At 49.0% G+C, this 17,659-nt stretch carries 16 protein-coding genes; 7 read left to right on the plus strand and 9 right to left on the minus strand.

Features of this window, described 5'->3' with window-relative positions; genetic code table 11:
- The 3 genes from ABDK92_08865 to ABDK92_08875 all read left to right on the plus strand — a co-directional run.
- Nucleotides 1-597: metallophosphoesterase (locus tag ABDK92_08865; protein ID MEN3186721.1), on the plus strand; the 597-nt coding region annotated here is incomplete at its 5' end.
- Nucleotides 598-635: 38 nt separating this feature from the next.
- Complete coding sequence (locus tag ABDK92_08870; protein ID MEN3186722.1) at nucleotides 636-1,241, plus strand: uracil-DNA glycosylase; 606 nt, start codon at nucleotides 636-638, stop codon at nucleotides 1,239-1,241.
- A gap of 67 nt (nucleotides 1,242-1,308) precedes the next feature.
- The gene (locus ABDK92_08875) at nucleotides 1,309-2,751 is read left to right on the plus strand and encodes a radical SAM protein (GenBank protein MEN3186723.1); all 1,443 of its coding nucleotides are present in this window, start codon (nucleotides 1,309-1,311) and stop codon (nucleotides 2,749-2,751) included.
- Nucleotides 2,752-2,855: 104 nt separating this feature from the next.
- On the opposite strand, the gene purD is transcribed toward ABDK92_08875, so the two are convergent.
- Genes purD through ABDK92_08900 form a run of 5 tightly spaced genes read right to left on the minus strand, consistent with a single transcriptional unit; the run spans nucleotide 2,856 to nucleotide 7,426 of the window.
- A complete protein-coding gene (gene purD / locus ABDK92_08880) occupies nucleotides 2,856-4,130 on the minus strand; it encodes a phosphoribosylamine--glycine ligase (GenBank protein ID MEN3186724.1) in 1,275 nt (424 codons plus the stop codon).
- A gap of 5 nt (nucleotides 4,131-4,135) precedes the next feature.
- A complete protein-coding gene (purN, locus tag ABDK92_08885; protein ID MEN3186725.1) occupies nucleotides 4,136-4,744 on the minus strand; it encodes a phosphoribosylglycinamide formyltransferase in 609 nt (202 codons plus the stop codon).
- A complete protein-coding gene (gene purM, locus ABDK92_08890; GenBank protein ID MEN3186726.1) occupies nucleotides 4,737-5,765 on the minus strand; it encodes a phosphoribosylformylglycinamidine cyclo-ligase in 1,029 nt (342 codons plus the stop codon). The genes purN and purM overlap by 8 nt, the downstream gene beginning before the upstream one ends.
- Nucleotides 5,762-7,072, minus strand: a complete 1,311-nt coding sequence (gene purB, locus ABDK92_08895) for an adenylosuccinate lyase (protein MEN3186727.1) — start codon at nucleotides 7,070-7,072, stop codon at nucleotides 5,762-5,764. The genes purM and purB overlap by 4 nt, the downstream gene beginning before the upstream one ends.
- Before the next feature lie 18 nt (nucleotides 7,073-7,090).
- Nucleotides 7,091-7,426: a zinc ribbon domain-containing protein gene (locus ABDK92_08900; protein MEN3186728.1), complete on the minus strand. Its 336-nt coding sequence runs from the start codon at nucleotides 7,424-7,426 to the stop codon at nucleotides 7,091-7,093.
- Nucleotides 7,427-7,594: 168 nt separating this feature from the next.
- On the opposite strand from ABDK92_08900, the gene ABDK92_08905 reads away from it, so the two are divergent.
- The 4 genes from ABDK92_08905 to ABDK92_08920 all read left to right on the plus strand — a co-directional run bounded on the left by ABDK92_08905 (nucleotide 7,595) and on the right by ABDK92_08920 (nucleotide 11,406).
- On the plus strand, nucleotides 7,595-9,085 hold the full coding sequence (locus tag ABDK92_08905; protein ID MEN3186729.1) for an extracellular solute-binding protein: 1,491 nt from the start codon (nucleotides 7,595-7,597) through the stop codon (nucleotides 9,083-9,085).
- A gap of 75 nt (nucleotides 9,086-9,160) precedes the next feature.
- Nucleotides 9,161-10,039, plus strand: coding sequence for a sugar ABC transporter permease (locus tag ABDK92_08910; protein MEN3186730.1), 879 nt, complete (start codon nucleotides 9,161-9,163; stop codon nucleotides 10,037-10,039).
- Nucleotides 10,040-10,042: 3 nt separating this feature from the next.
- Nucleotides 10,043-10,897: a carbohydrate ABC transporter permease gene (locus ABDK92_08915; protein MEN3186731.1), complete on the plus strand. Its 855-nt coding sequence runs from the start codon at nucleotides 10,043-10,045 to the stop codon at nucleotides 10,895-10,897.
- Nucleotides 10,898-10,956: 59 nt separating this feature from the next.
- Nucleotides 10,957-11,406: a universal stress protein gene (locus ABDK92_08920; protein ID MEN3186732.1), complete on the plus strand. Its 450-nt coding sequence runs from the start codon at nucleotides 10,957-10,959 to the stop codon at nucleotides 11,404-11,406.
- 33 nt (nucleotides 11,407-11,439) lie between these two features.
- Here the strand turns inward: ABDK92_08920 and ABDK92_08925 are convergent, their stop codons facing one another.
- The 4 genes from ABDK92_08925 to carB all read right to left on the minus strand — a co-directional run.
- The gene (locus ABDK92_08925; protein MEN3186733.1) at nucleotides 11,440-12,303 is read right to left on the minus strand and encodes a thiamine pyrophosphate-dependent enzyme; all 864 of its coding nucleotides are present in this window, start codon (nucleotides 12,301-12,303) and stop codon (nucleotides 11,440-11,442) included.
- On the minus strand, nucleotides 12,284-13,984 hold the full coding sequence (locus ABDK92_08930; protein ID MEN3186734.1) for a 2-oxoacid:acceptor oxidoreductase subunit alpha: 1,701 nt from the start codon (nucleotides 13,982-13,984) through the stop codon (nucleotides 12,284-12,286). The genes ABDK92_08925 and ABDK92_08930 overlap by 20 nt, the downstream gene beginning before the upstream one ends.
- Nucleotides 13,985-14,006: 22 nt before the next feature.
- A complete protein-coding gene (locus tag ABDK92_08935) occupies nucleotides 14,007-14,819 on the minus strand; it encodes a mechanosensitive ion channel family protein (protein ID MEN3186735.1) in 813 nt (270 codons plus the stop codon).
- The coding region (gene carB / locus ABDK92_08940; protein MEN3186736.1) for a carbamoyl-phosphate synthase large subunit at nucleotides 14,816-17,659 on the minus strand (2,844 nt) is incomplete at its 5' end. The genes ABDK92_08935 and carB, both read right to left, overlap by 4 nt.

A 17,659-nucleotide genomic window follows, 5' to 3' on the forward strand; every position in this document is an offset into this window, starting at 1 on the left:
CTGGCCGTGAGCGATCACATTGATCCTTTAATTTACAGTTCCTCCTGTAAAACCAAGTTTAAACACGTGGAGCGTGTGATTTCTTGTGGAGACCTACCTGAGCACTATCTCGATTTTATTGTTTCCACGCTGAATGTTCCGCTCTTCTTCGTTCATGGCAACCATGATCCCTCTGGAGGGCAGAAAAGCCTTGCTGGGGGCATAAACTTAGACGAAAAAGTGCTGGTATATCGGAATTGCATTATCGCCGGTCTGGAAGGCTCTTACTGGTATAATGGTAGCATTCATCAGTATACTGAAAGAGACATGTACTTCAAATACCTGAAACTTTTACCTCAACTGTACTGGATTAAACTCCGGCACGGGAGATTTCTGGATATCCTCGTCACCCACGCTCCCCCCAGAGGTGTGCACGAGGGGAACGACCTTCCCCACCGAGGCTTTTCCACCTTCACCACCATCATCCAGAAATATCAGCCCAAATACCATCTCCACGGTCATATTCACCTTTACTATGCCCAAGATAGACAATTTAAAGACCTCCTCTACCACACCTGGATCATCAATTGCTACAATTATAGGATTATAGAAATATGATATAATGAGTTCAAACTCCCTCTTACAGAGGGTTCCCGGTGGTCACTTTTAAAAAAAAGAAGGAAGAGCTTCTGGAAGAAGTGAAAAAAGAGGTCGAGCGATGCACACTTTGTGACCTGGCCAATAACCGTACCAGGACCGTCCTGGGAGAGGGAAATCCTGACGCCATTCTTATGTTTATCGGAGAAGGACCAGGAGAAGAAGAGGACAAAACCGGAAGGCCCTTCGTGGGCAAAGCAGGGCAGCTTTTGACCAGAATTCTTCAGTCGGTCAATATTGAGAGAGAGGAGGTGTACATTGCCAACATGGTTAAGTGCCGCCCGCCTGGGAACAGAGCACCAACTCAGGAAGAAATGGCTTCATGTTTTCCTTATCTCGAAGCACAAATTGCCATTGTGAATCCTTCTTTAATCATTACCTTAGGAAGTATTTCCACCAGCTTTTTGCTGGAAACCAAAGAATCAATCAGTAAAATCCGAGGGAAATGGTTTGAGTGGCGAGGGGGAAAGAAAATCTTTCCCATGTTCCATCCCAGTTTTCTCCTCCGCTACGATTCTCGTTCCCCCGGTTCGCCAAAATATCTGACTTGGATGGATATCCAAGAAGTGAAAAGGGTCTATGACCTGCTCAAGCAGGGAACCTGAACGGTTTCCAAAATCAAATAGACGAGTATGATATAATAAAAAGACCACTCCGAGGGAGGGACTTAATATGAGTTATTTTGATTCGATCAAAGCATTTACTACAGAACAGGTTGTGAAACTCATAGTGAATTCTTTGCGTAACGTCTCCGATGAGACGATCATTAAACTCACCTATCTTGCCGAGAAGCTGACCCCAATTGAGTATTATCGGGACCAGATCCGGGGTCTCCGTCAGATGTTCGAAGAAAAAAGACCCCAAATTGTCCTGGCCCGAAAGGTACTCCAGGAAACCCACCCAAACGTGCGAGAAAAACTCATGGTGAACGTTATCGTAAAAAGTATTCTCCTGGGTGTCCCCAAAAGACAAAAACTGGAAAAAGAACTGGGGTGTCAGGTACCCTTTTTCTTTGTGGTGAGCCCTACCATGCGCTGCAACCTGAATTGCTACGGTTGTTACGCTGGCCAGTACCGTAAAGAGAGTGACATGCCCATCGAGCTTTTAGACCGAATTTTTACCGAAGCCAAAGAAATGGGCATGAATTTCCTGACCATCTCGGGAGGGGAACCATTCATTCGCAAAGAACACCTGGATTTATTTGAAAAACATAACGATATCTCTTTCCAGATCTACACCAATGGAACGTTAATCGACCGGAACCTTGCCAAACGATTAGCCCAGATGGGTAACGTGTACCCAGCCATCAGTATGGAAGGCTATGAAGAGGAAACCGATACCCGTAGAGGCAAAGGGACATTCAAACGCGTTATGGAAGCCATGGAAGCCCTGCGTGATGAAGGCGTCCTCTTTGGATTCTCCATCACCGCCACCCGCCAGAATACGGAACTGGTATGTAGCGATGAATTCATGGATTTTCTGATCAGTAAGGGTTGTAGTTTCGGCTGGTACTTCACCTATGTACCAATTGGGAAAAAACCAGACGTGAACCTCATGCCCACCCCCGAACAGAGAATCCACCTGAGAAATCAAGTTCATCGCTTGCGTTATGAGAAACCAATCTTTATTGGAGACTTTTGGAACGACGGTCCCTATGTGGGTGGATGTATCGCTGGCGGTCGACGTTACTTCCACATTAACAACTCTGGGGATGTGGAACCCTGTGTCTTTTGCCACTTCACCGTTGACAATATCAAAAATAAATCCCTCAAAGAGGCGTTCTCCTCACCCTTCTTCCGCGCAATCCAGGAAAGACAGCCCTATGATAATAACCTCATGCGACCCTGTATGCTCATTGACGTTCCTGAAGTCCTCCGCGAAGTAGTAGAAAAATACGGCGCTCGTCCCAGCCATGAAGGGGCTGACAGCCTGGTTACTGAACTAAAAGGGGCAGTTGACGAGTACGCTCAGGCCTTCAAAGAGCTGAGTGACGAAATCTGGGAAAGAGACTATAAAGGAACAATCTATTACAAGGATTACAAAACCGAAAGGCAGGAATACTTGCACAAGCTGGAAGAAGAAGCATCAAAAACGAAAGAGAAGGCACGAGTATAAAAAGAAGCCCCGCCCTCCGGAGGGCGGGGCTTCTTTTTCCATTTTCATCGCCTCCGATTTTTTGCACTGGTAGCTCCAGCGTGACGATGTGATAAAAATCCCCTCTATTTCCTCAAAGCTCGAAAACCAATGTCTTTGCGGTAGTACATTCCTTCAAAGCGAATCTTCGAAACCACCTCATAGGCTCTTTGGTAAGCTTCTTCAAGATTTTTTCCCAGGGCACAAACATTGAGTACCCGCCCACCGGTGGTATAGAAACCATCTGCCGCCTGTTTCTCGGTACCCGCGTGAAAGAGAAAAACATCGCTCATTTCTTCTACTTCCTTCAGACCTTCAATTTTTTTACCCACCTCGTAATGTCCCGGATAACCCTGACTCACCAGCACCACGCCCAATGTAGCTCTGGCATCAACCTGAAGCCGGACGGTATCAAGTTTCCCCTCCCAGAGCGCAAAACTCAAATCAACCCAATCACTCTGAACCCGGGGAAGAACCACCTGTGCTTCGGGATCACCCAGGCGAACATTGAATTCGAGAACATAGGGGTCCTCCTTCCGATCAATCATAAGGCCCAAATACAGAACCCCTCTATAAAAAAGACGCTCTTTCTCTATCCCTTCAAGCAGAGGATGCACAATGTGACGCTCAATCTTCTCCCACACCAAGGGAGTCGTAATCGGCGCTGGAGAATACGCTCCCATACCCCCGGTATTCGGACCAATATCCCCTTCTCCCACCCGCTTGTGGTCTTGAGAGGAGGGTAAAAAGCAGTACGACTTTCCATCCAGAAGCACCATCACCGTGGCTTCTTCTCCCTGGACAAAATCCTCCACCACTACTTTCTTCCCGGCTTCGCCAAATCTCCCGTTAACCATGATTTCCAAGAGGGCATCCAGGGCTTCATCGAGATCGTCGAGAATATAGACTCCTTTCCCGCCTGCCAGTCCATCCACTTTCACCACTACCGGATATTCATTGCGTCTTCGGAAATAGGCCACCGCCTCCTCGTATTCCTCAAATATGTGGAAAGGAGCAGTAGGGATTCCATACCGTTCCATAAATTTCTTGGCAAAAACTTTGCTGGACTCAAGAAGGGCAGCGTTTCTATCTGGACCAATAACCGGAATATGCTGTGCTTTCAGCAAATCCACAATACCCATGGCCAGAGGCCCTTCTGGTCCAACCAGAACCAGATTAACCGCTTTCTCCCGGGCAAAAGTCACGATTTCGGGAAAAGAGGAGAGAGCAACGCACTCACCGATTTCGCTCATTCCTCCATTTCCAGGAACACAGAAAATCTCTGTAACCGCAGGATTCTGTCGAACCTTCCAGACCAAACAGTGTTCTCGTCCTCCGCTTCCAATCACCATCACTCTCATATCCTTCACTCCTTCACCAAAACCCTTCGTCCCTCTATACGGAGTTTTCCCTCCAGAAAAAGCCGAACTGCCTGAGGATAAATTTGATGTTCGTGCTCAAGAATCCGCACCGATAGTGTCTCTGGATTATCATCATCAAGGACTGGACAAACCGCCTGCAAAACAATGGGACCGGTATCCATCCCTTCGTCCACAAAATGGACCGTACAACCGCTCACTTTGACTCCATACTCTACAGCCTGTTTCTGTGCTTCCAATCCTGGAAAAGCTGGTAGAAGCGAGGGATGAATGTTCAAAATTCGATGGCGATAATGGGCAATAATCTCCTTTCCCACGATGCGCATATAGCCAGCCAGGCAAATCAAATCAGGACCTTCCTTGATAAGGAGGTCAAGCAACGCTTTTTCATACGCTTTCTTCCCTGGAAAAGAAGCGTAATCGAGAATAACCGTTGGGATATCCTCCCTTCGCGCACGCTCCAGAGCATGGGCGTGAGGATTATCGCTCACCACCAGAGTGATACGACCCGGAATGGTACCGTTTTTGACCGCATCGATGAGAGCCTGAAGATTCGTTCCTCTTCCGGAAACCAGAACCACAATCTTTTTACTCAAGAAATTCCACTCCCCTCTCTCCCCGGACGATTTCTCCCAAGAAAATCGGCGCCTCACCCTTTTGCTGACACAGTTCCACAAACTTGGCCCCATCTTTTTGGGCTACAACAACGGCCAAACCAACGCCCATGTTGAACACACGCCACATTTCTTGCTCCGGAATGTTTCCTATCCTCTGGAGAAACCGAAAAATCCAGGGAACCTGGATATTACTCCTTTTGATTCTTGCCCGCAATCCTTCGGGAAGAACTCGAGGAAGGTTTTCTACGATTCCCCCTCCGGTAATGTGTGCCAAACCCTTAATGCGGACTTCACGAAGAAGCGAAAGCACTAAAAGCGCATAAATTCGAGTGGGCCGCAGAAGTTCCTCGGAAAGGTCCCGATTTTCCACCCGGGCATCGAAGGAAATGCCATTACTCCTAAGAATCCTTCGCACCAGAGAGAAACCGTTACTGTGTAACCCGGAAGAGGAAATCCCAAATAGTACGTCCCCTACCTCTATGTCCCTTCCATCAATAATGTTTTCCTCTTCCACCACTCCCACCGCAAATCCAGCCAGGTCATACTCACCTTCTCCATACATATCCGGCATCTCCGCCGTCTCGCCACCAAGGAGTGTACAGCGGGCTTGCTTACACCCCTCGATAATCCCCGAAAGCACCGATTCAAATACCGTTGTCTTGAGCCTTCCACAGGCAAAATAATCCAAAAAAAAGAGCGGCTCCGCGCCATAGCAAAGCACGTCATTCACACACATCGCCACAAGATCAATACCCACCGTATCATGTTTTTCCAGTTCTATCGCTACCTTGAGCTTCGTACCTACCCCGTCGCTTCCTGCCACCAAGCAGTGACTTCGCCACTCCGGGTTCATCCGGACAATTCCAGCAAAACCACCAATACCTGCAATGACTTCAGAGCGCCAGGTTCCCCGTGCTCGAACCGTAATCCGCTTCAGCGAATCATTTGCCCTATCGATATCAACACCAGCCTTCTTATAGTCCCAAAATCCACCATTCATGCCTTCTCCCCCTCAATGCCGGAACGCCGAAAGATCAAATCAACATGCTTCAAGTAATGATGGAAATCAAACAAATTCTCCAGTTCCGAAGAAGAAAGGTATTTTCTCACCTCCGGATCCTCCTGAAGGGTTTTCAGAAAATCAGCGTTTTCGTTCTCCCAGGTCTGGAGCGCACATCGTTGCACCAGGGCATAGGCTTCTTCTCGGGTAAGACCCCGCTTTACCAGCTCCAAAAGTACCTTCTCTGAAAACACCAATCCTCGACTTTTATCCAGATTCCGCTGCATATTTTCAGGATACACCGAAAGTTCCCGAAGAAGTCTGGTGAAAGTCTGCAAAAGGTAATCAGTAAGGATACAGCTATCGGGAAGAATAATCCGCTCAGCAGAAGAATGGGAAATATCCCGCTCATGCCAGAGGGGAATATTCTCCAAAGCTACAAAGAGATTCCCCCGCAAAACTCGGCTCAGACCGCAAATTTGTTCCCCGGTAATGGGATTCTTCTTATGGGGCATTGCTGAAGACCCCTTCTGACCTTTACCAAAACCTTCTTCCACTTCCCGAATTTCCGTACGTTGCAAATTCCGCAGTTCCAAAGCAAACTTTTCCAAACTCGTTCCCACCATGGCTAAAGACCACAGGAACTCGGCATACCGATCTCGCTGGATAATCTGGGTCGAAGCTTGGGCTGGTTGCAAACCCAGCTTCCCACAAACATACGCCTCTACCCGGGGGTCAACGTTGGCAAAATTCCCCACCGCACCTGAGATTTTACCCACGCTCACCACCTGTTTTGCCCTTTCCACCCGTTCCCGATTCCGTTTCATCTCATTGTACCAGATAACCAGTTTCAACCCAAAGGTGGTGGGTTCAGCATGAACTCCGTGCGTTCGTCCCACTATAAGCGTATACCGGTGTTCCAGTGCTTTGTCTCTGATGATGGAACACACCTCGTCAAGGTCAGCAAGGATAACTTCTGCTGACTCTTTGAGAAGAAAGGAAGTGGCCGTATCCAGTACATCTGAAGAAGTAAGACCAAAGTGCAAGAAACGTCCCTCTTTACCCAGACCCTCAGAAAGCGTGGTCAAAAAGGCAATCACGTCGTGACGGGTCACCTGTTCTATCTGGAGCATGCGCTCCTTGGAAAAGGTCACCTTCTGCCGAATACGTTCCACCTCTTCCGGCGAGATAAGCCCCAACTGGCTCCAGGCCTCCAGAGCCAGAAGTTCTATTTGCAACCAGACCTCAAAACGATGTTCATCGCTCCAGATTGCTTTCATCTTTGGTAAAGAATACCGCTCAATCATAGTGCTACTCGTCCTCCCTTACTCCTTTTTCTGTTCAACTCCACAGTAAGAACAGTACCTGGCGTCCTCTTCGATGTACTTTCCACAGGAAGGACACCTTTTGCGAGGCTTCCTTCCTTGGAGAAGCGCGATCTCTTCTTTTAAATCCTCTATTTCTTCCTCTAAGGACAGAAGTTCTTGGTACCGTTCCCGGAGTTCTTCTTTTCGGATTTCCTGTTGTCCCTGACGAAAAAAGGTATACACAGCTTCTCCCAGCTCAAGGAGCGCGTTAAGCCATTCCCTCTTGAGAGGAGCTAATCTCAATCGCAGCATCCACAGGCGCAAAAACGGAACCATGGTGACCACCTTATTCATCGTTAAGATTTGTGTCACCCATTTTAACATATTCCTTCATGGAAACGAAAAACCCCGCCAAATCACCACCAACCAATTTATTCACACATTCATACCTGTTTAAAGATTGACAGAACGCTTCGCTGTTCACTACAATAAAGACACCCTAATGAACAAGGAGGGATTGCAGTGAAAAGAAGTTTCTGGCTCGTGGTGTTGCTTCTCTACCTTGTGGCTTCCACGTCTTTTGCCGCCGAAAAAACCTGGGAATCACAGCAAGGTGAATTCAGCGGTACCACCCTTACCATTCTCATTACCGATCCCCATTCAGCCGTAGTCGAGTCCTGGAAACCAGAATGGGAAGCCTTGACCGGCGCCAAGGTGGAAATGGTGGTGGTACCCTATGCCTCACTCTACGACAAAATGATGACCGATTTTATCACCGGAACCGGAGCATACGATTTAATCTGTTGGCCTTCCATTTGGGCAGGAGACGTCATGGGTGGTGAATGGGTGATTCCCCTTGACGAGCTGATTCAGGAGTATGGGTATCCGAACTGGGATGATGTGGCACCAGCGATAAAGACGGTGGTATCCTGGGCTAATAAGGTTTACGCCCTCCCCTACGATGGTGACTGCCATATGCTCTACTATCGGAAGGACGCTCTGGAGAATCCCGATTACCAATCAAAATTTAAGGAAAAATATGGATATGCCTACAATGTGCCCCCGCAATCCTGGGAAGAGATCCGGGATATTGCGGAGTTCTTCACCGGCTGGGATTGGGACAACGATGGGGAAAATGAATATGGAATTGCCTTTATTGCCCAGAGAAAAACCCAGGCCATGTGGTCGTATCTTGATATTGCCATGCAATATGCTGCTCAGCCCGGCGTCGCTCCCTTCTTTGACCCTGAAACCATGGAACCGCTGGTCAACAATCCCGGCTGGGTTAAAGCAATGGAAGTGATCCAAGATATGACCAAATTCGCTCCTCCAGGGCTCTTAAGCTACGGCTATAGCGAACTCCGTCAGGCGTATGTTTCTGGAAACTCGGCTATTGCCCTAGACTGGGGTGATATCGGAATCATGGAGCAGTCCGAGGAAAAATATGGAAGCAAAGTAAAGGGCCTTTTGGGTTATGGTCCGCTTCCAGGAGCGAAAAAAACCTACGATTTCAAGGAGAAAAAATGGATTGAAGGGTACAACCAGGTCAACTTCCTGAATTTCGGTGGTTGGATTTTCTCCATCTCCAAATTCTCCAAAAACCAGCTTGCTGCGTACAAATTTGCCACCTATTTTACCGCTCCAGAGCGAAGCATTCTGGATGTCTGTGGCATCCATGGATACACTGGTGCAAATCCCTGGCGTTTTTCCCACTTCCAGAACATCGACAAATGGATAGAAGGAGGCTGGGGTAAAGATTCAGTCATGAAATACCTCGAAACCATTCAGACCATCCTTTCTGATCCCAAGGCTATCACGGACCTACGTATCCCTGGCGCGGCAGAATACTATGATTACCTTGACCTTTACCTCGCCCAGGTGCTCTCGGGCACAGCCAAACCAGAAGATGCCTGCAATACCATTTACAAAGAATGGGTCAAAATCACCGAAGCACAGGGGAAGGAAAAACAGCTGAACCTCTATCGAGAGTCGCTGGGTCTCCCGAAGAAATAACCTATTCATCCCGAAAGCCGGGTGTGTGCACCCGGCTTTTTTATTCTCTTACTTCTGTCAACCGGGAGGGAAAACATGTTCAAGAGTCAGGAACGGGCAAGAGCAATCAAGGTTGGTTTTATCATCCCCGGGCTCTCCTACCTCATGCTTATGGCCGTATTTCCAATGGTCTGGTCTCTCTCCCTGAGTTTTCAGCGATGGAAAGCAGCCACTGCCAGTCCCCGGGTCTTCGTGGGTCTCAAGAACTTCTATACCATTTTTTTCGAGGATTCGCGTTTCTGGAATAGCCTGCGCTTTACTGTTTCCTATGTCCTGATTGTAGTGGTCATCGAACTATTTTTGGGTCTTCTTCTTGCCTACCTTCTCAACGAGAAAATCCGTTTTCGCAACTTCTTCCGAGTGGTATTTCTGTTTCCCATGGCTGCTCCCCCCATTGGGATCGCCTTCATGTGGCGGATGCTGCTCAACCCCGATGCCGGGATTATGGTGAAAATCATGAATAGCCTTGGCATGAACGTCGTCCGGTGGCTTACCGATGCGAAACTTACTCCTTTTGTGCTGATGAGTGTCGATATCTGGGAATGGACTCCTTTCATGTTTTTGGGGCTTCTCGCCGCTTTCCAGTCTTTACCAGTTGAATTGTACGATGCAGCCCAGGTCGATGGGGCTTCACGATTCCAAACCTTCCGGTTTATCACCTTCCCTCTTCTTCTTCCCATCATTGTGACCCTGGTGCTTTTACGGGCTATCGACGCGTTTAAACTCTTCGAGCTGGTTTTCGGGATCACCGGAGGAGGACCAGGAAGTAGCACCGAATCCCTCTCCTACTACATCTACACCGTGGGTTTCCAATATTTTGATCTGGGATATGCCTGCAGTTTATCCTGGATATTTCTGGGTATCGTACTTTTAATTTCCAACTTCCTGCTTCAACGACTGCGCAAGGAGGTATGAAGAGTGAAGTCCAAAAAGAAGGTCTCAGGGTTTCTGATTTTTACCTGGATATTTTTACTTCTTTTCACCTTCTGGACTCTTTTCCCGTTTTTCTGGGGTATCATCACCTCAATCAAATCTCCAGGTGAACAGTATAGCACTGCTTTTCTCCCTCACTTCCAGTTCAAACCCTCCTCCTATGCCTGGCAGGTGGTACTGGGACAGGCCGAAGGAGAAAGAACAAAGCAGGGCCTTCGTAATAGTGTACTCATTTCTTCTCTCAGTTCTCTCCTGGTGCTCTTCATGGGGGCTCTGGCCGGATACTCTCTAGCCCGTTTCCGTTTCCACCGTTGGAAAAATAAAGATATCGCGGTATGGATTCTCTCAAACCGCATGTTTCCACCAATCGCAGTCGCTATTCCCTTCTTCCTCATCATGCGAACCTTGAGGCTTCTTGATACTCTTCCGGCCATCATTATGGCTCATGTCGTCTACAACCTCCCCTTAGCCATCTGGCTTATGATTGACTTCTTTCGGGAACTCCCGGAAGAGATTGAGGAAGCCGCACTGATCGACGGTTGCTCATCATTTCAGGCATTCCTGCGCATCGCTCTTCCCCTCTCTCTTCCCGGTATCATTGCGGTGTACATTCTGTGTTTTATTTTCTCCTGGAACGAATTCCTCTTCGTGGTAACGCTCTCTTACCGCAAGACCATGACCATGCCAGTGATCATCGCTGGAGCTCTAACCGTACGGGGTCTTGACTTCTGGAAAGTATCGGCCCTGTCACTCTTGGCGGTAACACCCCCGGTGATTTTGGCAGCGCTCACTTCACGGTACCTGATTCGAGGCTTAACCCTGGGAGCAGTCAAAGAATGATCGTTGCCTTTCTCACCGAAACACGATAAGCTTTTGATAAAAGCAAAGGAGGAATGTGTATGGAAATATCCCATATTCTGGTTCCAACCGACTTTTCCCTCTTCTCCGATTTAGCGATTCACAAAGCGACCTTGCTGGGCAAAATCTTTCAGGCTAAAATCACCGTTCTACACGTCCTTACCTTAAGTGAAGTAAATGTGCTCACCTCTCAGCCAGGAAATCCGTGGGAAAATGTGGTTTTGCAAATCCAGAACGATATGATGGAAGAAGTACGCAAAGTCGCCGACTCATCCTTTGATCTTGCCAAGGTTTCTTTGGAAGTAGTTGCCGGGGAACCGGTGGAAGAAATTGTGCGGTTTGCCGACGAGAGCAACGTCGACCTCATCATCATGGGAACTCACGGAAGGACAGGACTGGCCAGCGTCTTTTTGGGAAGTGTCACCATAGGGGTGATCAAAAAAACCTGCGTGCCCGTCATGGTCGTCAAATGTACCGAAGCGCTAAAATAGAAGGGGGGATGCCCCCTTCTATTCCTTTTTACGTCACATCAAACGCTGGAATTCTCTGGCAATACCCTCTTGAGATAACATGCCCTGGTACAGCAAATGAGAGCGTGGGATTTGAGTGTACAGTTTTTCCCCATACGTTGGTCTGAGATGGGTATAGAAAATGCCTAAGGGGATTCTTTCCCCCCACTCCAGACTCCTCTCAAAAGCCTGGAGTCGATTACTGGGATCATGATCTTCCCCTAAGTAGTAGACCCGTTCTTTATACCAGCCGTAGGTATTCACCCGGTTAAAGCTCACACAGGGTTGCAAGACATCAACCAAAGCAAAACCCTTCCAGGATAGGGCTTCCTTAAGGATTTTTTTCAACCCCTCAACATCTCCAGAAAACCCCCGCGCCACAAAACTGGCATCCTGGGCAATGGCTATACTAAGAGGGTTAAAGGGGGTAGAAAAGTTTCCCATGGCCTGCACCTTGGAAACAAACCCTTCCTCCGAAGTGGGCGAAGCCTGTCCCTTGGTTAAACCGTAAACCTGATTATCATGCACGATCACGGTGAGGTCAGGATTGCGACGGATGGCATGGAGGAAATGATTCCCACCTTCTCCGTACATGCATCCATCTCCCGATTCGGCAACCACAAGGAGTTCAGGGCGCACAGTTTTAATGGCAAAGGCAACCGGGACACTACGCCCATGCAATCCGTTGAAAACATTGGCATTCAAATAGTGAGGAAGTTTGGCCGCCTGACCAATCCCCGAAACAAGGACCACCTGATGCGGTTCATACCCAAGCTCAAAAAGGGCTTCCTTTAACGCTCTCAAAATACCGAAATTCCCACACCCCGGACACCAAGCAATTTCTACCGCCTTTTCCTGCTCAAACGGATTGGCCATCATGGAGCACCTCCTTCACTCGCTCACGCAGTTCATCCACCAGAAAAGGTCGCCCATCATAGCGGGTGATTCGCACTGGGAAGGAAAATTTGGTTTCACGTTCTAAAAGGTCTGCAAACTGACCTCTATAATTGTTCTCAACCACCACCGGAAGGGGCAATCGTACCAGGAACTCCCGCAATCCAAACGGCAACGGCCACAACTCGTTAAAGTGCACAAAACCTGCATCAATTCCCTCTGCCCGGAGTTCTTTCCGCACCTCTTGCAACACCCCCCAGTTGGAACCCCAGCCAATGAGGGTCATATCTTTACCCTCAGCATAAAAGGGCATGCGCATTTCCTTTTTCATTGCCTCCCATTTCTTCATCCGTTTCTCGTGCATCGCAATCCGCACGCCCAAATCCTCCGTAAGATGACCACACTCATCGTGCTCGTCACTATCCACCACCACCAGCGCCCTGCCACCAGGAATCACCCGGGGAGAAATCCCCGACGGAGTCAAAGCATAGCGGCAATACTCAGAAGAATCACTCACCTGAATCAGGAAATCCGGTATCTCCTCAAGTTCAAGGTTTCGATAGGAAACCTTGGCATCAGCCAGATACTGGTCACTGAGGATAATGGCTGGCACCTGATACTTTTCAGTCAAGTAGAAAGCTCTCCGTACCACGTTGATGGCATCCTGCGGATCCCGGGGAGCAAAGACAAAACGGGGAAATTCATCATGCCCGGCATGGACCACGAAGAGGAGATCCGCTTGCGAAGTTCTGGTAGGCAGACCAGTTGACGGGCCCGGTCGCTGTCCATCCACCACCACAATCGGCACTTCGGTCATGGCTGCTAGACCCAGTCCCTCCACCATGAGACAAAACCCTCCACCAGAAGTGCCAGTCATCGCCCTCGCCCCAGCGTAGGATGCTCCCAGAGCCATGTTGATCGCTGCAATCTCGTCCTCTGCCTGTTCCACCATAATCCCGTACTCCTTGGCCCGGGAAGCCAGAAAATTCATAATTCCAGTAGAGGGGGTCATGGGGTAAGCACTGTAAAAGGTGCACCCGGCGAAAAGCGCTCCTAAGCCCAGCGCCTGGTTCCCATCAAGGAGAAATTGAGGAGCGTGATCAGACTTTATCGATCCCTTCTGGGGTAAAACCGGGTCAATACCGACCAGCTCTCGACCCCTCCGGAAGGCCAGTTTGTTTTTCTCAACCACTTCTTTCCCCTTTTTGGCAAAAACCTCTTCGATATAGGCCTCGCTCAATTCTGGTGCTAACCCCAGAATTGCGCTGATTGCCCCTACTGCCACCATGTTGGCAAAGACTTTATTCCCAAGCTGTATCGCCTCTTTTTCAAAATCAATGGTGATGAAGTGATGAGAATTCGAAGCATCCCCCACCGGCACGAAACTGCCCAAAATAAAACCTCTTTCCTTGACCTCGTGTCGATGCAACCCATGGGTCAACGGATCCAGACACACCAGAAGATCAAGATACTTCTTCGCTGCCCAAACTGGCTCATCGCTCAACCGAATATGGGTAAACGTATGTCCCCCCCGAATCCGAGACTGGTAATCTTCGAGGGAGAACACATAGTATCCACTTCGCTTGAGCATCAGGGCAAGAATCTCTGAAACGGTCTGAACACCCTGACCAGCCGCTCCCCCAACCTTAATGCTCCAGTCCACCATGTCATGCTCCTCCTTTCTCGCCCTATATCTCCTTCACATAAACCGTCTTTTTCTGATATGGAATCTCAATCCCTTCGGCATCAAACGCTCTTTTCAAAAGATATCGTAACTCCCGCTCGACACTCCAGTGTTCCTGTGGGCAAACTTTGAGCGAAACTCGCACCACCACACTGGAAGACCCCAGTTGTACAATGCGATGAATCAATGGTGGTTCAAACACCATTTGGGGGTTTTTCTGGTAATATTCTTCCGCTACCTGTTTCATTACCTCCACCACCCGGTCCAAATCCACCTCATAGGCCACATTCATATCCACAATAGCCCGGGTAAATCCGCGGTTATAATTGGCAATCTTTCCAATCTCCCCGTTGGGGATGGTCACCAGAGCTCCCGAAAAAAGACGCACCCGGATAACTCGCAAGGTCATTTCTTCAACCGTCCCGGTCACTTCCCCAATCTCAACCACATCACCCACCGAAAGGGTATCTTCGAAAAGGAGAAACATTCCCGTGACGATATCTCGCACCAGAGTTTGGGCCCCAAAACCAACGGCAAGACCCACCACTCCTGCACCCGCCAAAAGGGCTGTGGCATCAACTCCCAGCTCTCGCAGAACGAAGATGATGGCAAAAAAAGCCACCACATATTTGGTAAGACTCTGCAAAAGGGGTACAATCGTCTCAAGCCATCGGCGGGAATCTTTCCCACCAGGCATCAATCTGCGCAGGAGTAATCCTCGAAAGATCCTCCCACTTAAAAAGAACGTCAGATACGCCCCACCAATAACCGCAAGAATCCGTATTCCCTTCTCTAGCCACACAAAAAGATGAATCATGAAGGAGAACGCTGTAAGGAGATGCCCTGTAGCAGTCGAGTCTCAAGGTGGTATTCTTGAATGGCCTTGATGGTCATGGAACCGTTTTTGAGGCGTTCGATAGCGTATACCGTAGCCTCCGCCCCCGCAAGGGTCGTGACACAGGGAACATCGCGTACAATGGCCTCTTTTCGAATCACACTGCTTTCCGCCTGAGCCCGTCCCCCAGAAGGGGTATTGATGATGAGCTGAATCTCCCGATTCTTAATCATATCTACCACATTGGGACGACCTTCCCCAACCTTGTTCACCACTTCCACCGGAATGCCGTTATTTCCCAGCACTTTGGCCGTTCCCCGAGTCGCCACAATGCGAAAGCCCAGATCCCAGAGTTTTTTCGCCAGAAAAATGACCCCTCGCTTATCCCGATTCTTGACACTGATGAAGACCGTCCCTCCCAGGGGTAAACACGATTGCGCAGCAATCTGGGATTTGGCAAAAGCCATCCCAAAATCACCATCAATACCCATGACTTCACCAGTAGAACGCATTTCCGGTCCAAGCACGGGGTCCACTCCCGGGAAACGGCGAAAGGGAAATACTGATTCCTTCACCGCAAAGTACTTGATATCAACTTCCTTGGTTAAACCGATCTCCTTCAATTTCCGTCCCACCATCACCTGAGAGGCAAGACGCGCAAAAGGAATGCCAGTCGCCTTACTCACAAAGGGAACCGTCCGCGAGGCTCGGGGGTTGACTTCCAGAACGTACACTTCATCATCTTTCACGGCATACTGGACATTGATGAGCCCCACCACCTGCAAATCTCTGGCCAGAGCATAGGTGTACTGCTCAATCTTCTCAATAATTTCATCACTGAGAGAAAAAGGTGGCACCACACAGGCACTGTCTCCAGAATGGATTCCGGCCTCTTCAATGTGTTCCATAATTCCGGCCACGATGGTCAATTCCCCATCACTGATGGCATCAACATCGATTTCAATGGCATCCTCCAGAAACTCATCGATGAGCACCGGACGACCTGGCGAAACTTCCACCGCCTGTGTCATAAATCGCTCCAATTCTTCCTGGTTATAGACCACACGCATGGCTCGCCCCCCAAGCACATACGAAGGACGTACCATGACAGGATACCCAATCTGCTGGGCTACTTCCTGGGCCTCTTTAAAAGAAGTGGCAATCCCATTCCGAGGTTGCCGTAATCCAATCTTGCGGATGAGTTCTTTAAATCGGTCCCGGTCTTCGGCAATGTCAATACTCTCCGGAGAAGTTCCCAAGATTTTGACTCCTGCTTTTTCCAGATCTTTGGCCAGGTTCAGGGGTGTTTGCCCTCCCAGCTGAAGAATCACCCCCTCAGGCTTTTCTTTTTCCACCACATTCAGCACATCTTCAAAGTAAACCGGTTCAAAGAAGAGCTTATCAGAAGTATCGTAATCGGTACTCACCGTTTCAGGGTTACTATTAATCATGATGGTTTCATAACCCAGGTCCCGCAAACCCCAGGTGGCGTGAACACAGCAGTAATCAAACTCAATCCCCTGGCCAATCCGATTTGGTCCTGCCCCCAGGATAATCACTTTCTTTCGAGACGAGGGATTGGCTTCACACTCTTCCTCGTAGGTGGAGTAATAGTACGGCGTCTGCGCTTCGAACTCAGCAGCACAGGTATCAACCTGCTTATAAACGGCTTCAACCCCCAACCCTTTCCGCCATTGCCGCACTTCCCACTCGGTAGTATTAAAAATGCGAGCCAGTTGACGGTCAGAAAACCCAAATTCTTTAGCTCTTTTCAGAAGTTCCCGGTCGATATGACGCCATTGGGGAACACTTTTGAGTTGATTTTCCATCTCCACAATTTCTTCCACCTGACGGATAAACCAGGGGTCAATGCGAGTGAGCCGGGCGATTTCGTTTGTGCTCATCCCCTCTTTAATGGCCATCTTCAGGTAAAAGATTCGCTCTCCATTGGGTTTACCCAACTTCTCCCGTAGCATTTCCTGACGTTCCTCGATAGGTATTTTCTCCCAGTCCCGGACATCTTCTAACCCACATTTTCCAATTTCCAGAGACCGCAAACCCTTCTGCAGTGCTTCTTTAAAATTCCTCCCAATGGCCATCGTTTCCCCAACGCTTTTCATTGATATACCCAGAATGGGTTCGGCTTCGGGAAATTTCTCAAATGTGAAACGGGGAATTTTGACCACACAGTAATCGAGGGCTGGTTCAAAGCAGGCCGGGGTCTTTTTGGTGATATCGTTGGGAATTTCATCCAGAGTATAGCCAACCGCGAGTTTTGCTGCAATTTTAGCAATAGGAAACCCAGTGGCCTTGGAAGCCAGAGCAGAACTCCGCGACACTCGAGGATTGATTTCGATGATCACCATACGCCCATTTTCAGGGTTAACGGCAAATTGAATATTACACCCGCCGGTATCGACACCGATCTCCCGTATGGCACGAATGGCCAAATCCCTCATCCTCTGGTATTCCATATCGGTGAGCGTCTGCGCCGGCGCCACGGTGATGCTATCCCCGGTATGAATTCCCATGGGGTCAAAATTTTCAATCGAACAGATAATCACCACGTTGTCTTTTCCGTCCCGCATGACCTCAAGCTCAAACTCTTTCCAACCAATAACGGACTCCTCAATGAGGATCTCATGGATGAGGCTGCTCTCTAAAGCCCTCTGGGCCAGTCCTTCGAAATCCTCAATATTGTAGGCAATCGCACCACCCGTCCCTCCAAGAGTAAAACTTGGCCTAATCACCAGAGGGAAGCCAATTTCCCGTGCAATCTCCATTGCTTCTGGCAGGGTGTAGGCCTGTCCACTCCGGGGTAC

The sequence above is a fragment of the Atribacterota bacterium genome (assembly GCA_039638595.1).
Taxonomy (GTDB): domain Bacteria; phylum Atribacterota; class Atribacteria; order Atribacterales; family Caldatribacteriaceae; genus Profundicultor; species Profundicultor thermophilus.